This is a genomic window from Bradyrhizobium sp. WCU1, assembly GCF_053474805.1.
The window spans coordinates 6,639,015-6,657,763 of record NZ_CM130280.1; the positions used below are offsets into that span (position 1 = coordinate 6,639,015).

Here is an 18,749-nt window from a genome sequence, read left to right on the forward strand (position 1 = left end):
ATGTCGTCCCGGCGAAGGCCGGGACCCATAAACACTGAAGTTTGTTGTTGCCTACTGCTGGGGCCATAGCGCGTTCTAACCACTACATCCCTGTGGGTCCCGGCTTTCGCCGGGACGACGACTGTTCTTGGGGCGCGCATATCGCGCGTCAATTGCAGTCTCGCCTGACGGAATATTTCCGCGCTTGCCAAGGTCGCGTCGTCGGTTCAGAAAAACGCTGGAGCGAAAAACGCCAGCGGAGAGCGATTTGACCATCAAGGGCAAGGCCTACATTGCCGGGATCTACGAGCATCCCACCCGGCATGCACCCGATAAATCAACAGCACAGCTTCACGCCGAGGTCGCCAAGGGCGCGATCGAGGATGCCGGGCTCACCAAGGACGACATCGACGGCTATTTCTGCGCCGGCGATGCGCCGGGCGGACTTTGGCCGATGGTCGACTATCTCGGCCTCAACACCAGGAAGCTGCGCCACGTCGATTCCACCGAGACCGGTGGCTGTTCCTATCTGATCCATCTCGGCCACGCCGCCGAGGCGATCGCCGCGGGCAAGTGCTCGGTCGCGCTGGTCACGCTGGCGGGCAAGCCGCGCACCGGTCCGATGCCGCCGCGCGCCTCCGGCGCCGAGGCCGATTTCGAATTGGCTTACGGGGCTACCACGCACAATGCCTATGGCATGTGTGCCATGCGCCATATGCACGACTACGGCACCACCTCCGAGCAGCTCGCCTGGATCAAGGTCGCGGCCTCGCATCACGCGCAATACAATCCGCATGCGATGCTGAAGGAGGTCGTCACCGTCGAAGACGTGTTGAACTCGCCGATGATCTCGGATCCGCTGCACCGGATGGATTGCTGCGTGGTCACCGACGGTGGCGGCGCGATGATCGTCACCACACCGGAGATCGCCAAGAGCCTGAAGAAGCCGCTGGTGCGGCTGATCGGTCATGGCGAGGCGGCGAAGGGGCCGCGCGGCGGCAAGGATCTCGACCTGACCTATTCGGCCGGCGTGTGGTCCGGTCCGCGCGCCTTCGAAGAGGCGGGCGTGACGCCGAAGGACATTAAATACGCTTCGATCTACGACAGCTTCACCATCACGGTGCTGATGCAGCTCGAAGACCTCGGCTTCTGCAAGAAGGGCGAGGGCGGCAAGTTCGTCGCCGACGGCAACCTGATCTCGGGTGTCGGCAAGCTGCCGTTCAACACCGACGGCGGCGGGCTGTGCAGCAACCATCCCGTCAACCGCGGCGGCATGACCAAGATCCTCGAGGCCGTCCGCCAGCTGCGCGGCGAGGCGCATCCGAAGGTGCAGGTGAAGAACTGCGACCTCGCGATCGCCCATGGCACCGGCGGCCTGCTCGGCGTTCGCCACGCCGCCTCAACCTGTATCCTGGAGCGTGCGTGATGTCTGAAGCCAAGAAGTACAATGCCCCGGTGACCAATCCGGAGACCGCGCCGTTCTGGGAAGCGGCGAAGGCGGGCAAGTTCATGATCAAGCGCTGCACCACCTGCGGCGAAGCGCATTACTTCCCGCGCGCGATCTGCCCGTTCTGCTTCTCCGACAAGACGGTGTGGGAAGAGTCGAGCGGCGAGGCCACGGTCTACACCTACAGCCTGATGCGGAAGTCGCCGACCGGTCCCTATGCGATCGCCTATGTGACGCTGAAGGAAGGCCCGTCGCTGCAGACCAACATCGTCGATTGCGATCTGGAGACGGTGAAGATCGGCCAGAAGGTCAAGGTGGTCTGGAAGCCGACCGACGGCGCTCCGCTGCCGTTCTTCACGCCGGCCTAGAAAGTACCTTCCCCCCTTGCGGGGGAAGCTGGCAGCGCAGCTGCCGGAAGAGGGGTGTCTCTCCACGGATCGAATCTCTCTGTGGAGGCGACCCCTCTCCCAAGAGAGTTTGTTGCGCCAACGGTGTAGCCCTCTCCCGCACGGGGAGAGGGCGCATCAACCCGCAGCGCAGTTGAAAAAATGGATTCGGGGAGAAAACAACAATGCCAATCGTGTACGAACAGCTGATGGCCCTGAAGAATCTCGGCCAGAAATACAGCTACGGCGACCGCGACGTGATGCTCTATGCCTATGGCATCGGCCTCGGCGCCGATCCGATGGACGAGAAGGAGCTCGCCTTCGTCAATGAGGGCGTGCTGACGCCGCGTCCGCTCAAGGTGGTGCCGACATTCGCGTCGGTCGCAGCATGGGGCGCCGGTCCCGGTGAGATGAACCTCAACCGCGTGATGGTGGTCGACGGTGAGCGCGACATCACCTTCCACAAGCCGTTCGCGACCGCGGCCCACATCACGGCCGACTCGACCGTGCTCGACGTGTTCGACAAGGGCAAGGACAAGGGCGCGGTGATCCGCCACCAGACCGTGCTTAGGGATGAGAAGGGCGACAAACTCGCAACGCTGGTCGCCTCGCGCTTCGCCCGCGGCGATGGCGGCTTCGGCGGACCATCGGACGGCCAGCCCGAGCCGCACAAGGTGCCGGAGCGTGCGCCGGACAAGGTGGTCGACATCACCACGCGGCCCGACCAGGCGCTGATCTACCGGCTCTGCGGCGACCGCAATCCGCTGCACTCCGATCCGGAATTCGCCAAGAAGGCCGGCTTCCCGCGGCCGATCCTGCACGGCATGTGCACCTACGGCATCACCTGCCGCGGCGTGCTGCAGACCTATGCGGACTATGATCCGTCGGCCTTCAAGCAGCACGCGGCCCGGTTCTCCTCGCCGGTGTTTCCCGGTGAGACCGTGACCATGGAGCTGTGGAAGGACGGCAACGTGGTGTCGTTCGAGGCCAAGGTGAAATCGCGCGGCGTCACCGTGATCAAGAGCGGCAAGACGGTGCTGGCGTAGCCGCGACGGCCGGCGTCTCCCTCGCCCCGCTCTTCGCGGGGAGAGGTGAAGAAGAAAGAACACAACGGAGAAACAACCATGGGATTACTCGACGGCAAGGTGGCGCTGATCACAGGTGCGGGCGGCGGACTGGGTGAGGCCTACGCAAAACTGTTCGCGCGCGAGGGCGCGGCCGTCGTGGTCAACGATCTCGGCGGCCCGCGTGACGGCTCGGGCTCCGACAAGTCGATGGCCGACAAGGTGGTCGACGCGATCAAGGCCGAGGGCGGCCGCGCCGTCGCCAACGGTGCCGACATCTCGACGATGGCCGGCGGCCAGTCGGTGTTCGACGATGCCATCAAGCATTTCGGCCGCGCAGACATCCTGGTCAACAACGCCGGCATCCTGCTCGACGAGACCTTCCACAAGGCCAAGGAAGCCAACTGGGACAGGGTGATGAAGGTGCATCTGAAGGGCACCTTCTGCTGCACCCAGCCGGTATTCAAATGGATGCGCGACAATGGCGGCGGCGTCATCGTCAACACCTCCTCGACCTCGGGCCTGATCGGCAATTTCGGCCAGACCAATTACGGCGCGGCCAAGGGCGGCATCTGGGGCCTCTCAAACGTGCTGGCGATCGAGGGCCGCAAGTACAACATCCGGATCTGGACGCTGGCGCCGGGCGCGCTGACCCGCATGACCGCGGACCTGCCCCGCTACAAGGAGAACCCTGGCGCGGCGCTCGGTCCGGACGGCATCGCGCCGGCCGTGCTCTACATGGTCAGCGATCTGTCGGGCGACCAAACCGGCAAGGTGCTCGGCGTCTCCGGCCCGCGCGGCGTCCGCGAGATGCGGATGATGGAAATGGAGGGCTGGAAGCCGCCCTTTACCGGCTGGAAGGCCGAAGATATCGCCACCCACGCCAAGGAGATCTTCTTCTCCGAGGAGCAGATCAAGATGGGCGCGCGACGGTTCTGACCCTCGTCATTCCGGGGCACGCGAAGCGTGAGCCCGGAATCCATAACCACGATCGTGAGTATGGATTCCGGGCCTGCGCCAAGTGGCGCATCCCGGAATGACCCTGTATAGAGGGGGGAAACAGACGAGGCACCCATGACCAAGCTCACCGCCCAGGCCGCAGGAACCTTTGCGATCGCGCCGACCCCGTTCCACGACGACGGCCGCATCGACGAGGCATCGATCGACCGGCTGACCGATTTCTACACCGAGGTCGGCTGCGACGGCGTCACGGTGCTGGGCATTCTGGGCGAGGCGCCGAAGCTCGATGCCGCCGAGGCGGAGCAGGTCGCGCTGCGCTTCGTCAAGCGCGCCAAGAAGCTGCAGGTGATCGTCGGCGTCTCGGCGCCGGGCTTCGCCACGATGCGCTCGCTGGCCAGGAAGTCGATGGATGCGGGCGCCGCTGGCGTCATGATCGCGCCGCCGCCGCATCTGCGCACCGACGACCAGATCATTGGCTATTTCAAGCAGGCGCAGGAAGCGGTCGGCGACGACATTCCCTGGGTGCTGCAGGACTATCCGCTGACCTTGACCGTCCAATTCACGCCCGCCGTGATCCGCAAGATCGTGATGGACTCGCCATCCTGCGTGATGCTCAAGCACGAGGACTGGCCGGGCCTGGAGAAGATCTCGACGCTGCGCAACTTCCAGAAGGACGGCTCGCTGCGGCCGCTGTCGATCCTGGTCGGCAATGGCGGCCTGTTCCTCGATTTCGAGATGGAGCGCGGCGCCGACGGCGCGATGACGGGCTACGCTTTCCCCGAACTGTTGATCGACGTCGTCAATCTGTCGAAGGCGGGCAAGCGTGACGCGGCGCACGACCTGTTCGACGCGCATCTGCCGCTGATCCGCTACGAGCAGCAGCCGGGCGTCGGTCTCACCGTGCGCAAATACGTGCTGCAGAAGCGCGGCATCATCTCGTCCAGCGCCCAGCGCAAGCCGGGTGCGGTGATCACGCCGCAGGCGAGGGCCGAGGTCGACTATCTGCTCTCCCGCGTGGCACGCGTCGACCGCCGCGCCAATCTGCAACCGCAATCCAGTGCTGCAGGCTAAGTGATGATCGAGATCGTTGCCCCGCGCCTTGCCTCGACCGTGTTGCTGCTCCGTGACGGCAGCAGCAGCGACATAGAAGTCTTCATGATGGTCCGCCATCACCAGATCGAGTTCAACTCGGGCGCACTGGTGTTCCCCGGCGGCAGCGTCGACAAGAACGACAAGGAGATCGCCGCCAACCCCGCGCTCTATTCGGGCGGGGACGGGCTCGACGGCGACGCGCTGGGTTTCCGGATCGCTGCGATCCGCGAGACGTTTGAAGAGAGCGGCATCCTGCTGGCGCGGCCGCGGGGGTCGAAGGATCTGGTCGATGCCAGGCGTGCGAACGAGATCGCGACCGCGCATCGTACGGCGCTGAACGAAGGCAAGATCAGCTTCCTCAAGGTGCTCACCGACAACGGCATGGTGCTCGCGCTCGATGAACTCGTGCCCTACGCGCATTGGATCACGCCGGAGGGCATGCCGAAGCGTTTCGACACCTGGTTCTTCCTGGCCGCGGCGCCGCCCGAACAGCTCGGTGCGCATGACGGCAAGGAATCGACCGATTCGATCTGGGTATCGACGCGCGAGGCGCTCGAGGGTGGCGAGAGCGGCCGCTTCAAGCTGCCGTTCCCGACCACCCGCAATCTGATCCGGCTCGGCAAGCAGCCGAATGTCGACGCTGCGCTTGATGACGCCAAGAAAATGTCGATCGTGACCGTGACCCCCGTCATGACCAAGACCGCCACCGGCCGCCAGCTCCGCATCCCCAAGGAAGCGGGCTACGACGGCGAGGTGTTCGACGTCGGCGCGATGGGGTAGGCGCCCGCTCGAGAGATCGCGGACGGCCAGACCCATTCGATGTCGTCTCGGCGAAAGCCGGGACGACAATCGAGAAACGCGTCTCCACATTTCGGCCTGTATCGAAGTATCAATACCTCCGGCGCTGTAGATTCCGTCTCACCACCAAGACGGAATCCTCAGGCGATGACCACCACTCCACGCCAGCCCAACATGGCCTTCGAGCTCGCCTTGCTGCTGGCGCTCGCCACGCTCTGGGGCGGCTCCTACACCTTCATCAAGCTCGGCGTGGCCACCATCCCGCCGATCACACTGATCGCGGCGCGCACCGCGATCGCAGGCCTGCTGCTCGTCGTCATCATGCGGATGCGCGGCGTAACCATGTCGACGGACGGTCCGACCTGGCGCCGCTTCATCTTCCAGGCCTGCCTCAACAGCGTGATCCCGTGGACGCTGATTGCCTGGGGCGAACGCTTCGTCGATGCCGGGCTCGCCACCATTCTCAATTCGGCTTCGCCCATCTTCACCTTCCTGTTCACCGTCGCGATCACCCGCCATGAGGCCGCGAGCCCGCGCAAGCTGTTCGGGGTGATATCAGGGATGGCCGGCATCTGCCTGATCGTCGGCGTCGATGCCTTCCGCGATCTCGGGCAGGGCATCGTGGCCGAGGTCGCGATCGTCGCCGCCACCATCTGCTACGCCTGCGCGGCGATCTTCAGCCGCGGCTTCAAGGGGCTCGATCCGATGGCGCCGGCGGCGGGCTCGCTGATCGCGGGTGCTGCGATCCTTCTCCCGCTCAGCCTCGCCGTCGAACGGCCCTGGACGCTGGCGCCGTCGACCAGTTCGCTGCTCGCCCTGCTGGCGCTTGCGGTGTTCTCGACGGCGATCGCCTTCGTGATCTACTTCCGCCTGATCCAGACCCTCGGCTCGGTCGGCACCACCGCGCAGGCCTATCTGCGAGTGCCGATCGGGGTTGCGCTCAGCGTTGCATTTTTGGGGGAGCGGCTCGGCCCGACGGCGTGGATCGGGCTCGCCTGCGTGGTGATCGGCGTCGCCGCGATGACCATTCCACCGCGAAGGACCGGCACGGCCTGAGGCCGTCGCCGCACCTGACGCGACGGTGGGGCCGGAATCGGCCGCGGGTGGTTAACAGGGTGACACCGGTCACACCGCCGGCCGGCCCGGGCCCCCTCAGCATGTTTCCCCAAAGCCCGTAACTTCCCGTATATTGGGGCGCATTGGATCCCCGGCCTTGATGACATGACCGCTGAATCGCCGCCGAATTCGCAAGCGCCGCGTGCGTTCTCCCTCTCGATTGGCCAGCTCACGTTCGGCAGCTTCCTGCTGGTCCTGGCTGTGATCATCATCACGTCCACGGCCAGCGTGATCGCGATTCGGCACATCGATACGACCTTTGCCGAGCTGCAACGGCTGCAAAGCGTCGGCGACATCGCCGAGGACATCGACCGGCGCACCAACGAGCTGCGGCTGGCGGCGCGGGATTTCGTCACCGAGCCCGGCACCCAGTCGGCCCAGGTCGCGCAGGCGGCCCAGTCGCTGAGCGAGATTCTGAAGAAAACCCGGATCGAACTGGCGCCCGAGCAGCAGGACATGATCGACGGCGTCACCCAGCGGCTGGCGACCTATCGCAGCGGGATCGAGCGAATCTCGGCCCTGCTCAGCCGCCGCGCCGAGATCGTCGCCGGACTGCCGCCGCTGCGCGACGCGTTCGACAAGGCGGTCGTCGAGAGCAACGACGCCACGCTTGCGAACACGCTGTCGCAGATTCAGAGCCGCATCGCCACCGCATTGCTGGCGCACAACACGTCGGCCGCCGAGCAGGCTGCGCAAAGCATGCGGGCGATGACCATCGCCGATCCCGCCCTGCGCAGTGCCGTCGACAACTATGCCGAGGCGATCAGCGCGATCTCGGTGCGCGAGGGCCAGATCGCCGACATCGACCGCGAAGTGCTCGGCGCCGAAGGCGTGTTGATTCAGAAGGTCACCGAGCTGTTGCGGGAGCTCAGCTCGCGCCGCGGCCATGTGCTGTCGCGCGATTTTGCGCGGACATTGGCTGAAGCGAAATGGCAGAGCATCGTGCTCGGCACCGCGGGCGTGCTGATCGGCCTGTTCGCGTCGGTGCTGGTGGTGCGCCGCACCGTCCGCCCGCTGGCCCGGATCGCCGGCTCGATCCGCAAGGTCGCGGGCGGCGAGAAGAGCGCGTTCATTCCCGGCGCCGACCTCGACAACGAGATCGGCGACATCGCGCGCGCCGCCGAGGTGTTCCGCCAGACCCTGGTCGACGCCGACAGCGCGCGCGAGGCCGCTCTGCGCGCGCTCGCCGAGCAGCGGCTCGCCGAGGAGAGCTATCACAAGCTGTTCGAGGCATCCGTCGACGGGATCTACGTCACGACGCCGGGCGGCACGCTGCTCAACGCCAACCCGGCGCTGGCGCGGATGATGGGTTATGCCACGCCGCAGGACCTGATCAACGGCATCGGCGACATCGCCTCCACGGTCTATGTCGATCCGGCGGCGCGGGAGCAGTACCAGAAATTGATGGCGCGCGACGGCACGGTGCGTGACTACGAATATCAGGTGCGCTCGCGTGACGGCACGGTGCTTTGGCTGTCCGATTCCGCGACCGTCGTGCGCAACGACGAGGGCGAGGTGGTCCGCTACGAGGGCACGGTGCGTGACATCACCGACCAGAAGCGCGCCGAAGATGCCATCGCCGAGGGCCGCCGGCTGCTGCAGATGGTGATCGACACGGTGCCCGCCGTCATCAACGTCAAGGAGCGCAATCTTCGCTACGTGCTGATGAACCGCTACATGGCGGGGATATTCGGCATCGAGCCGCAGGATGCGATCGGCCAGACCACCGCCGAGCTGATGCAGCGCTACGGCGCCGCCAAGACCGACGAGAACGACAAGCGCGTGTTGTCGGCGCGGCGCGAGCTCGGCTTCTATGAGGAAGAGTACAAGGACGCCGCAGGCAACATGCGGCAATGGCTGGTCAACAAGCTGCCGATCCTCGATGCGCAGGGCGAGATCGAGAACATCGTCACGGTGGCGCTCGACATCGGCGAGCGCAAGCGGTCCGAGCAGGAGATGCGCAAGGCGAGGGATTCCGCCGAGGCGGCGCTGCGCAACCTGCGGGAAACCCAGAACTCGCTGATCGAGGCCGAGAAACTCGCCGCGCTCGGCCGCCTGGTGGCCGGGGTCGCACATGAGGTCAACAATCCCGTCGGCATCAGCCTGACGGTGGCATCCGCACTGGAGCGCAAGACCGCGAACTTCGAGGCCCAGGTCGAGCGCGGCGACCTGCGCCGCTCCAGCCTCAACGATTTCCTGAACACGGCGCGGGATGCGTCGTCGCAGCTCGTCGCCAATCTGAACCGCGCCGCGGAGCTGATCCAGTCGTTCAAGCAGGTCGCCGCCGACCGCAACTATTCCGACCAGCGCACCTTCGATCTCGGCGATCTCACCGAGCAGGTGGTGATGAGCCTGCGGCCCGGCCTGCGCAAGCACAATCTGACGCTCAACGTCGATTGCGAGCCCAACCTGATCATGAATTCCTATCCCGGACCGTATGGCCAGGTGCTGACCAATCTGTTCCTCAATGCGGTCGCGCACGCGTTCCCGGACGGCAAGCCCGGCGAGGTCGAGATCCAGGTTCGTGCCGCAGGCGGCGACAATGTCGAGGTGATCTTCGCAGACAATGGCTGCGGCATGAGCCTCGACGTCCGCCGCCGCGCGTTCGATCCGTTCTTCACGACGCGGCGCGACCAGGGTGGCACCGGGCTCGGGCTGCACATCGTCTACAGCATCGTCACCACCCGGCTCGGCGGCCGGCTCTCGCTCGAATCCGCGCCGGGCAACGGCACGCGCATCCAGATGATCCTGCCGCGCGTCGCCCCGCTGGAGCAGGCCGCGGAGTAGGCAGGCGCCGTCGCCATGTTATCTTCCTCAATTCCCGGCCAGAAAACGCGTGGCGGATTGGCCGGCGCCGCGATCCGTGCCGTTCGAGCGGAGCAGGGAGTCGCGCCTGGGATCACCAGCGCCACCCGCAGCGACGACGGCCGCGATGCCACCAGCAGGACCAGCGTCGCCGGCGATGCCAATGGCGGCGGCGCGGTGGTCGCGGTGGCGGCCGTGGCCGCGGTCGCCGGCTGGTAGCAACCCTATGAACGGGCGGCCCGGCATCGTCTGCCCCGGCGGCGAGGTCCTTTTCCAGCGCCAGCGGCAGCGCCTTCGCGCTCTCCGCCAACAGGCTTGTACCGAGGCCTGCGGCAACGACACCGCCGAGCATGCTCCGCAGTGCCGTCCGGCGATCGATGTCATGCATGGCTTGCTCCTTCCGTTGTTGCCGGGACGTCGTTGTCTTGCTCCAGCAGGTGATGCGCATGGATTTGCCGGCCAGGCCGGCGTGGATCAGCTGGTTCGTTCGCGGTGGCCTGCCGCGTTGTCATCCGGAATCTCTCCCGGCCGGTAGTTCGGCAGCTGCCCTGCCGGAATGACCGCGAGGAGGGCGAGCCCGGCCATGATCAACAGCCCGATCTTCAGCGCCCGCAGCCGAGCTTCGGTGTTGACCCGGACCGCTTCCTCGACCTGCTGTGGCGTGCCGCTCGTGGCTTCGAGCACGCTGCGCAGCCGGTCATTGCTGACGAAAGTGATGTTGTCGAGGTCGACCTGGCTTTGCAGCTCCTTCGTCAGCACCGGGCTGGCCGTGATCTTGCCGAGGGCGATGGTGCTCAGCAGACCAACGAGAAGTGCGCCGGCGACCGCCGTACCTACCGCGGCCGCGAGGTTTTGCGTGGTTCCGCGCAAGGACCCGACGTCCCCCGCAAGCACCTTGGGCGAGGCCGTCACCAGGACGTTGAACAGCAGCGTCACCAGGGAGCCCTGGCCGATGCCGAACAGGACGAGACCAAAAAGAACGGGAATCTCGCTCCAGTCGTTGCGCACGACGAAGGCGAGCCACAGCAGCGCGATGGTGCAGAGCGCAAAGCCGAAACGTCCGATCTGACGCGGTGTCAATCTGTCGTAGAGATTGACGATCAGCATCGCCGAGAAGAAGACCGTGAGGTTGAACGGCATCATCGCGATCGCTGTGGCGATCGGCGAGCGTCCCTGCACGATCTGGATGTAGAGCGGCACCGTGAAGTTCAGTGCAGCCTCCAGCGCGACCACCGTGAACAGCGCATAGACCGCGCAGCGCTCCTCAGGCGAGTCGATCACCTCCAGTGCCAGCAGCGGAGTTTTTCCCGCGGCCTGCTGCCGGTGCGTCCAGCTTAGAAATGCCTGTCCGAGCACGATGCCGATCACGATCATGATCGGCGCCGGCGAAACGCCCAAGAGATCGAACGGCGCGTTGGGACGGGCGAGCGCCAGCCCCCAGCCGATGAGATTGTTGAATCCGAAGCTGATCAGAATGATCGCGCCGGCGGCGAGGGCGACGCCAACCAGATCAATCTCGATGTCGGGGCGGCCGCGGTCCGGCTTCAAGCGAAAGCTCAGCAGGAAGACGATCGCCGACACCGCGATCAGGATTCCGAACGCAGGCCGCCAGCCGATATAGGTTCCAAACACTCCGCCGATCACGAATGCGAGCACGCCGGCAGCCGCACGCGCCGAGCCGAGCGCGCTGAGGGTCGTGGCCTGCTGGCGCCCGGCATCATTGCGAGCGAAGCGAAGCAATCCATTGTCTTTCCCATGCCGAGCGATGGATTGCTTCGTCGCTTCGCTCCTCGCAATGACGGGAACCGTGCTGCGACTGCCGAACCGCTAATTGATATCCGCGAGCTTGTGCAGCGTTGCGCCGAAGATCAGGCTCGCCTTGCCGACCAGCGCGGTTCCACTCATGGTGCCGCGGGTGTCAGTGAAGGTGCCGGAGACGCCGATGCCGACCGGCGCGGGTCCGCCGAACAACGGATTATCGGTGTCGCGCGGCGTGGTGTGGCGTTGCACGAGGATCTCGCCCTTGAACGCGTCACCTTTCACCGTGTAGCTGCCGGTGTAATAGAGATAGCCGTCGCCGCCGAGAATCTGCCCGTCGCGGAAGAGAATCACCCCGCTGCCCTTGCCGACGCGTCCGTCCAGCAGGGTGACGTGGATTGAGTACAGCCCGTTCTTCATAACGTTCCATTGGACCGGCTGCCGCGCCCGCAGCAATCCGGATTGGTTTTTTATGCCAAAGCGAGCAACCTCGTGCAATGCGGCAGGTTGATTCCGGGGGGGGGGGGTCCGGAGAAGCCGTGAACCCTCGGTTCCTGCCAGGCGGTGTGACGGCGCGATGACAGCGGACCGTGCGCGCGAATCGAACTGGCCCGCGAAATGCATGGCTCTGGTTGCACTGGCCGGTGAGTGCTGGAGCAACATACATGACAGACAGGTTGGAAGCTGGCGGCCGCTTGGCAGGCCGGAACGACGAGCCCAGAATCTTGCCCGGAACCTTGGTTGACCGTCGTCGCGGCCGCATGAGAGTGTTTCTGTCGCTTGGTCTGGTCGCGCTTACGTCGGTCGCCGCTGCGCAGCTTGCACAGGCGCGTGATCCTGACGGCCGCTACGCCAATTCGCCGCTGAAGGAATGGTTCGACGGTCTGCGTAGCGGCAAGGGGCCGTGCTGCTCGGATGCCGACGGCAGTGCGGTCAGCGATGTCGATTGGGAATCGAAGAACGGACACTATCGCGTGCGCCTCGACGGGACGTGGATTGACGTGCCCGACGAGGCCGTGGTCACCGAGCCCAACCGGGCCGGCCGCGCGATGGTGTGGCCGATCAAGAGCTACATGGGCGTGACGATCCGCTGTTTCATGCCGGGTAGCATGACGTAGCGAGGCAATCGTCGCTCACACGTACTTCTTGTCGCGCTCGAGCAGTTCGATCGAGATGCCCTGCGGGCCGCGGATGAAGCAGATCCGTACGCCGGGGCGGATCGTGGTCGGCTCCTTGGTGAACTCGACGCCCTTGGCCTTGATCTCGGCCGCGACCGCGTCGATGTCCTTCACCGACAGCCCGAAATGATCGAGCCCCTGATAGGGCGTCACCGGCGGGGCATTGACGCCGTCGCCTTGCGTCACCTCCGCAATGAAAACCCTGGCGCCGCCGAGTTGGACGTCGATGCGGCCGGGGCCGCGGACGATCTCGCCGCCGAGAATGTCGCGCAGCCAGGTCGCTGTGGCTTCGGGATCGGGACTGCGCAGATGGACGTGGTCCCACGTGACGACGACGGGCATTGCGATCTCCTTGTTGTTCTCGCGCCGCTCGGGTGCGCGGCACTCGCTCCCGTGCAGCGCAAATCTAGCGAGCGGCCAGCCCTGATGCCACTCCGTGCAGTACGTCGCAAGATTGTCGTACCGGTATGAAACCATTCCGTCCGGCGGCGATTGTTCTCGCGTGGCCGCTCGACCTGCGGCCGTCCTGGATGCCGCCTGCGGCGATGGGGCGGCTTGATCGAGCGTCGAGGGTGAGGGCACGACGATGCGGATCGGTTTGGCGTCGTTTCGACATGTTGCGGCCGGACGTCTCGCTGACGGCCGCTTCTACGCCAGCATGCTGCTGTCGCTGATCGCCATCGCCGGAATTGTCGCCTGGTTCATGCTCCCCGAGCCGAGCGACGGCGGAGATCAAGACATCTGGCCGGTGCCTTCAGCCACCATCCGCACCGCACAGGATGTGCCGACCGGGGCGCAGCCCGCCCAGGCCGCAAGAGAGGGGCTGGCCGTACCGGCCGATGAGCCGGCCACGGTCGGCATGGCCGCTGCCCCGCAGCCGGCCGAGGAGTTGAGGCAGCCCGGCCCGGGCGCCGAACGATCGCCGCTGAACAGGGTGCGGATCGCCTCGCAATCGTGGCGCCGCGGCGGGCTGGGTTCGAAGATGCTGGTCACGCTGACACTGCGCAACGCCAACGATTTCGCGGTCAAGGATATCGAGATCGCCTGCGCCTTCATCCGCCGCGACGGCAGCCCTATGACCGAGCGCAAGCGGCTCATCCCGGACACCATCGCCATGAAGAGCCGGAAGACCTACTCGCAGATGTTAATCGGGTTCGTAAATGTTAACGCAAACAAGGCGAAATGCTCCGTCGTGACCGCCAGCCGCGCCTAAACCCTGCATCCCGAAAAAGTGACCGGGAATTGACTTGCCGGGTGAACCGTAACGGCCAGGCAGGAACTAACTAGTAAGCCGACCGTTAGTGAACGGCCCGGAAGCGCGGGATGGCGACTGTCCGGGTAATCATGCGCAGACGATGAATTCGCCCGCGCGATGACTGATGTCGTCGCGCCGAGATGAACCGCGCCCGTGGCGCGGGGGGAGCTACCAAGATGCCTGTGGCGCGTTATTTCCTGTTCGTTGGTGGAGTGCTGCTCGCGCTGCTCTTCGTCGTCAACGCCATTGTGCCGCAGGAGGCCGTAGTTCCCGGCCAAAGCCAGACCATCTCATCGCCGGGCGTCGACAAGACCATGGTCCGGATCAGGTCGACCCAAAAGCTGCCTGAGCGGGTGGTCTACGATACCAACCTGCCGACCATCGTTCCGGCGCAGGTCAACGCGGTCGCCGCGACGAGCCCGGCGGCTGCCGGCGACGCCTCGGCACAGGCCCGCGTCCGCGACACCTTCGCCCAGTTCATTCCGCCGGAGAAGGCTGACGCGCGCAAGGGCGCAGTCGTAGCCGACGCTAAGCCAGCCGAGCAGCCGGCGCAGGCCCAGCCGCAGGCGGCGAAGAAGCACAAGGTTGCGCGTTACCATGCCCATCCCCAGCAGCCGATGCGGCTGGCGCAGCCCGGCACGTATCAGCCTTACCGCGTTGCACAGCAGCAGCCGCGCATGGGCTTCTTTGGCGGTTTCGGCACCTGGTAGGGCCGCAGCCGGCAACCGATATGCCGTCGCAAATGCTTGCGGCGGCTTTTTCATGTCCGCATGATCAGGCGGGTTAGCGCGGCAGGCGCGGAATCTTGTCGGCGAAGCCGTTGTAGCAGGTCAGCCGCTCGTCCTCTTCCTTTACGAACCGGCATTCGTTGACGCCCTTGGCGGGGGCGGCCTTCGGCTTGGGCTGCGGCTTGAAGATCTCATCGTAGCACATCAACCGCTCCTTGGTGGCGTCGTCGATGTCCTGGCAGGCCTGAAGCTTCTGCGCGGCCGATTGCGGCTTACCGGGCGTGGCAGCCTTCTCGCCCTTCTTGCCGGCTGACTTCTTGCCGACCTGGACCAGCGGCTTGTCGCCCACCATCGGCTGCGCGCCCGCCGGCTTGTCGGCGGCAGCGGGTGGCGTGGTGGCTGGAGTGGTGCCTTGGGCAAGCGCGGCTGCCGGGCAGAGGAGCGCCAGCGCGAAGATGATATGTCTCATGTTGAAAATGTCCGAAATGGCGTGATGACCGGAAGGGATGGCGCCGGGGATCGGAAAAGCCCGGCAAGCGCCGAGGCTTATCGCAAGTTTTGCCCGAATCCTACCCCCAGGGACGCCCCGCCCGCCGCCGATCCACTGGCAAGAACAGGGGCAATTCGTCGCCGGTCCGGCCGCAACCGAGCGTGATTTGCCTTTGCCGGGCCGGACGGCTATGACGGCGCCATCTGCGCGACTGGCGCTTGGATGGACCACCATCGGGGAGCGCAGAGACTGAACGCCGCGCGCCTGGGCACCGCTTCGAAACGGAGGTGCCATGACGGCGAACATTCTTGATGGGCATGCGCATGCCCAAATTGTCATCGACAAGGTTGCGAGTGAACTGGACCGACTGCCCCGCGCGCCGGGGCTTGCGGTCGTGCTGGTTGGCTGTGACGCGGCGAGCCAGATCTACGTGCAGAGCAAGGTCAGGATGGCCGAGCGGCTTGGCCTGCGCGGCGAGGTCGAGCGCCTGCCGGACGACGCCAGCGAGGCCGATCTGCTTGCCCGGATCGTGGCGCTCAACGGGCGCGACGACATCGACGGCATCCTGATCCAGCTGCCGCTGCCGGCGCATATCGACGCCCTGCGGGTGATGGCCGCGGTCGATCCCGCAAAGGATGTCGACGGCCTGCACGCCCTGAACGCGGGCCGGCTTTTTCACGGCGACGATGCGCTGGTGCCGTGCACGCCGCTCGGCTGTCTCAGGCTGATCAAATCGATCCGCCCCGATCTCACCGGCGCGCATGCCGTGGTGATCGGCAGCTCCAACATCGTCGGCAAGCCGATGGCCGCGCTGTTGCTGCAGGAGCAGGCGACCGTGACGCAGACCCACGTCCACACCCGTGGCATCAGCAGCATCTGCCGGCAGGCCGATATCCTGGTCAGCGCGGTGGGCAAGGCCGGGCTCGTGCGCGGCGACTGGATCAAGCCGCAGGCCATCGTGATCGACGTCGGGACCACGCGCGTCGAGAAGCCGGACGGCGGTTATGCGGTGTGCGGCGATGTCTCGTTCGACGAGGCGTTGCAGGTCGCCGGTGCGATCACGCCGGTGCCGCGCGGTGTCGGCCCGATGACGATCGCCTGCCTGATGGAGAACACCGTGAAGGCCGCCAAGGCGAGGGCGGCGCGGCTGCAATAGCGCGGGATGCGCGCTCAAAGGCGCGCGGCCGGTCCTGCTCGCGTCTCGGATTCGCGCAGGGCGGTCGCGCGCGAAGTTCATGACCCCGGAGGTAATGGAAAGCCCGCAGCGTTCGGCTATCGTCGCGCGGCAGATGGAGGCGCGCGATGCTGTATGCGGAAGATCTCACCGAGGGCCAGACATTCAAGCTTGGCACCTACGCGATCGGGGAAGCGGAGATTCTGGCGTTCGCAGCAAAATATGATCCGGTGCCGATCCATACCGATCGCGCCGCGGCGGCGGCGGGTCCGTTCGGTGGTCTGATCGCAAGCGGCTTCAACACCATGGCGATCTATCAGCGCCTCGTCGTGGAGGCGATCTGGAGCAAGGTGGCGGGTATCGTCGGGCGGAGTTTTGAAATTCGTCTTCCGAGCCCGGTCCGCCCGGGAGACACGCTGACCGGCCAATCCGAAATCCAGAAGATCACCCTCAGGCCGGAGCGGCGCGACGCCGTGGTGATCTTCAAGACCGAGCTCGTCAACGAGGAGCAGCGCCCTGTGCTCGTCCTCGTGCTCGATGCGCTGATCCACATGCGGCCGGCGGAGCGCACGCGGACATAGTCTCCGCTACTTCGTACAGCGGCAAGTGTGGAACCGCGCGGACGGGTCAATGCGTTGCGCGTGCGGAACGTTTCGTGGCCTGATCGGTTCGAGACCTTGAAGCCTCCGGCGAGGGGCGCGGGCGGGGAGGAACCAGCCGAGGAAACAGCCAGGGCCGGAACCAACAAAGGAGCAGCGGATGAAGCTGAATGCCACGCAAGTCAAACAGACCATGACGCAATTGAACGCCCAGGTGCTTCCGGACGATCATTCTGCCGTGGCGCAACTGAACAGCGTATTCGGCGAGCATACATTCTTCGTCGACACCAGCGGACTCAAGGTCCTCGAACCGGCGCAGAGCTCCGGCATGCCGGGGCAGACCGGCGAGGTGGTGAGCCTCGCCGACTGGAGCGACCCGGAGCTGACCTCGCTGCGGCCGCACGAGCCCGAACCGACCGGCGTGCTCGTCACGCTCGAACCCAGCAAGCACTAAGTGAGACAAACGTCGACGATCGGCCCTCTTGATGGCGACAGTCTCGACGTCACCTCAAGAGGTGCCGAAAGTCACATGGCAAATCAGCGCTGCCTGCGTATGCATCGGTTCGAGGTGGGTATTCAGGCGGTGAGGGGCAGATGGGGATCGTGCGGCGCTGGAGCCCTGACGAGGACGAAAGGCTCAGAGAACTCGCCAGGGCCGGCAAGAATGCACTCGAGATCAGCAACGAACTGACCCGCAGCGCGTCGGCCGTGCGGCGGCGCGCCGAGGTGTTGTCCGTACTCATCATGGCCAAGGCGTTTCGCGCCCGCCCGTCGCACGTTGCGACCCATCTCGAGCGGGTCGCGATCGATGCGATCCGCAACCGCCGTTCGTTTCCCGCAGGCGTCGGCCCGAGCACCATTGCCGGAATGATCGAGAAGGGCTGGATCGTCCCGGAACTGGGCCGCCGATACCGCGTCACCGACGCCGGCGTGGAGGCGGTGCGGGCCAAGATCCCGAGTGGGTGAAGGCAACCCGGCAACGGGACGTGCCAGCGGGACGGATTATTTGAGGCCGATTGCGAGATTTTGCGCCCGAGACGGATGTCCTATCCGTTCAATCATCGGAGGCGCGACGACTTGGGTCTCCGCGTCTCACTCCAGCCGTCCGTGTGATTGCGCCGATGCTCACCGCCCAGTTTGCTCCAGCCGACCGGTACCAGCGTTTCGCCGATCTTGCGCCGTTTGTTCGCGAGGCGATCGGCATCATCGCAGCACTGACCCCGGCTCAACGCCTGGACGTGGAATTCCTCGAACGGCAGTTCATCCCTGCGCTGGGCCTCAATGACGAGCTGCTGCGTGAGCAGCCGCCGGAGCTTGCGCCGTATTTCGGCAGGGGTCTGCACCTCTGGCAGTATCCGAACCAGCTCGCGCCGTATCTGGCCTGGCTTGCGCGCAACGCGACCGGCATTTCCTCCTACATGGAAATCGGCTGCCGCTGGGGCGGCATGTTCATTCTGGTGACGGAGTGGCTGAGGGCCAGCGGTGCCGACCTCAAGACAGTGATCGCGCTCGATCCGATCGCGCCGACGCCGTTCATCTCGACCTATTTCGATCTGCTGCAGCAGCAGGGCGGCATCGAGCCGGTCTACATGCAGGACTATTCAACCTCGCCGCTGGTCGCGGCGCATGTCGAGCAGCTGAAGCCCGATTTCGTCTTCATCGACGGGGATCACAGCCTGCGCGGCGCGATGCTGGATCATCTGCTGGTGCGCTCACACGCCAGGATCATCGCGCATCACGACATCCATTCCCAGGCTTGCCCGGATACGACGCTGCTGTGGACGGCGCTGAAGCAGTTCGAAGCGCCCATCTTCGACACGTTCGAGTTCACCAGCCAGTATCCGTCCGTCAACGGCGCCTTCCTCGGCATCGGCGCGATGAAGCGGCGGTCCGCGTAAGGACCGCCACCACCTGCCCGGA

Annotated in this window: 21 protein-coding genes and 1 riboswitch; of the genes, 17 read left to right on the forward strand and 4 right to left on the reverse strand. The window is 65.5% G+C overall.

Annotated features, from left to right (window positions below; translation table 11 throughout):
- The first annotated feature begins 247 nt into the window (after window positions 1-247).
- The 9 genes from ACTUWL_RS31045 to ACTUWL_RS31085 all read left to right on the forward strand — a co-directional run bounded on the left by ACTUWL_RS31045 (window position 248) and on the right by ACTUWL_RS31085 (window position 9,866).
- Complete coding sequence (locus ACTUWL_RS31045) at window positions 248-1,405, forward strand: thiolase domain-containing protein (RefSeq protein ID WP_021080624.1); 1,158 nt, start codon at window positions 248-250, stop codon at window positions 1,403-1,405.
- Window positions 1,405-1,794, forward strand: coding sequence for a Zn-ribbon domain-containing OB-fold protein (locus tag ACTUWL_RS31050; protein WP_021080623.1), 390 nt, complete (start codon window positions 1,405-1,407; stop codon window positions 1,792-1,794). The genes ACTUWL_RS31045 and ACTUWL_RS31050 overlap by 1 nt, the downstream gene beginning before the upstream one ends.
- A gap of 203 nt (window positions 1,795-1,997) precedes the next feature.
- Window positions 1,998-2,858, forward strand: a complete 861-nt coding sequence (locus ACTUWL_RS31055) for a MaoC family dehydratase (RefSeq protein WP_021080622.1) — start codon at window positions 1,998-2,000, stop codon at window positions 2,856-2,858.
- A gap of 78 nt (window positions 2,859-2,936) precedes the next feature.
- Complete coding sequence (locus ACTUWL_RS31060) at window positions 2,937-3,815, forward strand: SDR family oxidoreductase (protein ID WP_021080621.1); 879 nt, start codon at window positions 2,937-2,939, stop codon at window positions 3,813-3,815.
- A gap of 135 nt (window positions 3,816-3,950) precedes the next feature.
- Window positions 3,951-4,907: a dihydrodipicolinate synthase family protein gene (locus ACTUWL_RS31065; protein ID WP_021080620.1), complete on the forward strand. Its 957-nt coding sequence runs from the start codon at window positions 3,951-3,953 to the stop codon at window positions 4,905-4,907.
- A gap of 3 nt (window positions 4,908-4,910) precedes the next feature.
- On the forward strand, window positions 4,911-5,708 hold the full coding sequence (locus ACTUWL_RS31070; protein ID WP_021080619.1) for an NUDIX hydrolase: 798 nt from the start codon (window positions 4,911-4,913) through the stop codon (window positions 5,706-5,708).
- A 165-nt stretch (window positions 5,709-5,873) separates the two neighbouring features.
- Window positions 5,874-6,782 (forward strand): DMT family transporter, encoded by a 909-nt coding sequence (locus tag ACTUWL_RS31075; RefSeq protein WP_021080618.1) that lies wholly within the window; start codon window positions 5,874-5,876, stop codon window positions 6,780-6,782.
- Window positions 6,783-6,947: 165 nt separating this feature from the next.
- Entirely contained in the window at window positions 6,948-9,629 is a 2,682-nt protein-coding gene (locus tag ACTUWL_RS31080) for a PAS domain S-box protein (protein WP_021080617.1), read from the forward strand.
- Between the two features lie 15 nt (window positions 9,630-9,644).
- Window positions 9,645-9,866 (forward strand): hypothetical protein, encoded by a 222-nt coding sequence (locus ACTUWL_RS31085; RefSeq protein WP_021080616.1) that lies wholly within the window; start codon window positions 9,645-9,647, stop codon window positions 9,864-9,866.
- A 255-nt stretch (window positions 9,867-10,121) separates the two neighbouring features.
- Here ACTUWL_RS31085 and ACTUWL_RS31090 read toward each other — a convergent pair whose 3' ends face one another.
- Complete coding sequence (locus ACTUWL_RS31090) at window positions 10,122-11,387, reverse strand: MFS transporter (RefSeq protein ID WP_021080615.1); 1,266 nt, start codon at window positions 11,385-11,387, stop codon at window positions 10,122-10,124.
- 87 nt (window positions 11,388-11,474) lie between these two features.
- The gene (locus ACTUWL_RS31095) at window positions 11,475-11,825 is read right to left on the reverse strand and encodes a GrlR family regulatory protein (protein ID WP_021080614.1); all 351 of its coding nucleotides are present in this window, start codon (window positions 11,823-11,825) and stop codon (window positions 11,475-11,477) included.
- A gap of 341 nt (window positions 11,826-12,166) precedes the next feature.
- Here ACTUWL_RS31095 and ACTUWL_RS31100 point away from each other — a divergent pair, with 341 nt between their 5' ends.
- The gene (locus tag ACTUWL_RS31100; protein WP_035652402.1) at window positions 12,167-12,523 is read left to right on the forward strand and encodes a hypothetical protein; all 357 of its coding nucleotides are present in this window, start codon (window positions 12,167-12,169) and stop codon (window positions 12,521-12,523) included.
- Window positions 12,524-12,538: 15 nt separating this feature from the next.
- Here the strand turns inward: ACTUWL_RS31100 and ACTUWL_RS31105 are convergent, their stop codons facing one another.
- Complete coding sequence (locus tag ACTUWL_RS31105; protein ID WP_035652437.1) at window positions 12,539-12,925, reverse strand: VOC family protein; 387 nt, start codon at window positions 12,923-12,925, stop codon at window positions 12,539-12,541.
- Between the two features lie 244 nt (window positions 12,926-13,169).
- Here ACTUWL_RS31105 and ACTUWL_RS31110 point away from each other — a divergent pair, with 244 nt between their 5' ends.
- Window positions 13,170-13,796, forward strand: coding sequence for a hypothetical protein (locus tag ACTUWL_RS31110; protein WP_021080611.1), 627 nt, complete (start codon window positions 13,170-13,172; stop codon window positions 13,794-13,796).
- Between the two features lie 218 nt (window positions 13,797-14,014).
- A complete protein-coding gene (locus ACTUWL_RS31115; protein WP_021080610.1) occupies window positions 14,015-14,548 on the forward strand; it encodes a hypothetical protein in 534 nt (177 codons plus the stop codon).
- A 73-nt stretch (window positions 14,549-14,621) separates the two neighbouring features.
- Here ACTUWL_RS31115 and ACTUWL_RS31120 read toward each other — a convergent pair whose 3' ends face one another.
- Window positions 14,622-15,035, reverse strand: coding sequence for a hypothetical protein (locus ACTUWL_RS31120; RefSeq protein ID WP_021080609.1), 414 nt, complete (start codon window positions 15,033-15,035; stop codon window positions 14,622-14,624).
- 218 nt (window positions 15,036-15,253) lie between these two features.
- Window positions 15,254-15,333: riboswitch (ZMP/ZTP riboswitch) on the forward strand.
- A 15-nt stretch (window positions 15,334-15,348) separates the two neighbouring features.
- Here ACTUWL_RS31120 and ACTUWL_RS31125 point away from each other — a divergent pair.
- From ACTUWL_RS31125 to ACTUWL_RS31145, 5 genes are all read left to right on the forward strand, one after another.
- Window positions 15,349-16,212 (forward strand): bifunctional 5,10-methylenetetrahydrofolate dehydrogenase/5,10-methenyltetrahydrofolate cyclohydrolase, encoded by an 864-nt coding sequence (locus ACTUWL_RS31125; protein ID WP_021080608.1) that lies wholly within the window; start codon window positions 15,349-15,351, stop codon window positions 16,210-16,212.
- Window positions 16,213-16,358: 146 nt separating this feature from the next.
- The gene (locus tag ACTUWL_RS31130) at window positions 16,359-16,811 is read left to right on the forward strand and encodes a MaoC/PaaZ C-terminal domain-containing protein (RefSeq protein WP_021080607.1); all 453 of its coding nucleotides are present in this window, start codon (window positions 16,359-16,361) and stop codon (window positions 16,809-16,811) included.
- 178 nt (window positions 16,812-16,989) lie between these two features.
- A complete protein-coding gene (locus ACTUWL_RS31135; RefSeq protein ID WP_021080606.1) occupies window positions 16,990-17,283 on the forward strand; it encodes a hypothetical protein in 294 nt (97 codons plus the stop codon).
- Between the two features lie 140 nt (window positions 17,284-17,423).
- Window positions 17,424-17,795: a hypothetical protein gene (locus ACTUWL_RS31140; RefSeq protein ID WP_021080605.1), complete on the forward strand. Its 372-nt coding sequence runs from the start codon at window positions 17,424-17,426 to the stop codon at window positions 17,793-17,795.
- 155 nt (window positions 17,796-17,950) lie between these two features.
- Complete coding sequence (locus tag ACTUWL_RS31145; RefSeq protein ID WP_021080604.1) at window positions 17,951-18,727, forward strand: hypothetical protein; 777 nt, start codon at window positions 17,951-17,953, stop codon at window positions 18,725-18,727.
- Window positions 18,728-18,749: the final 22 nt, after the last annotated feature.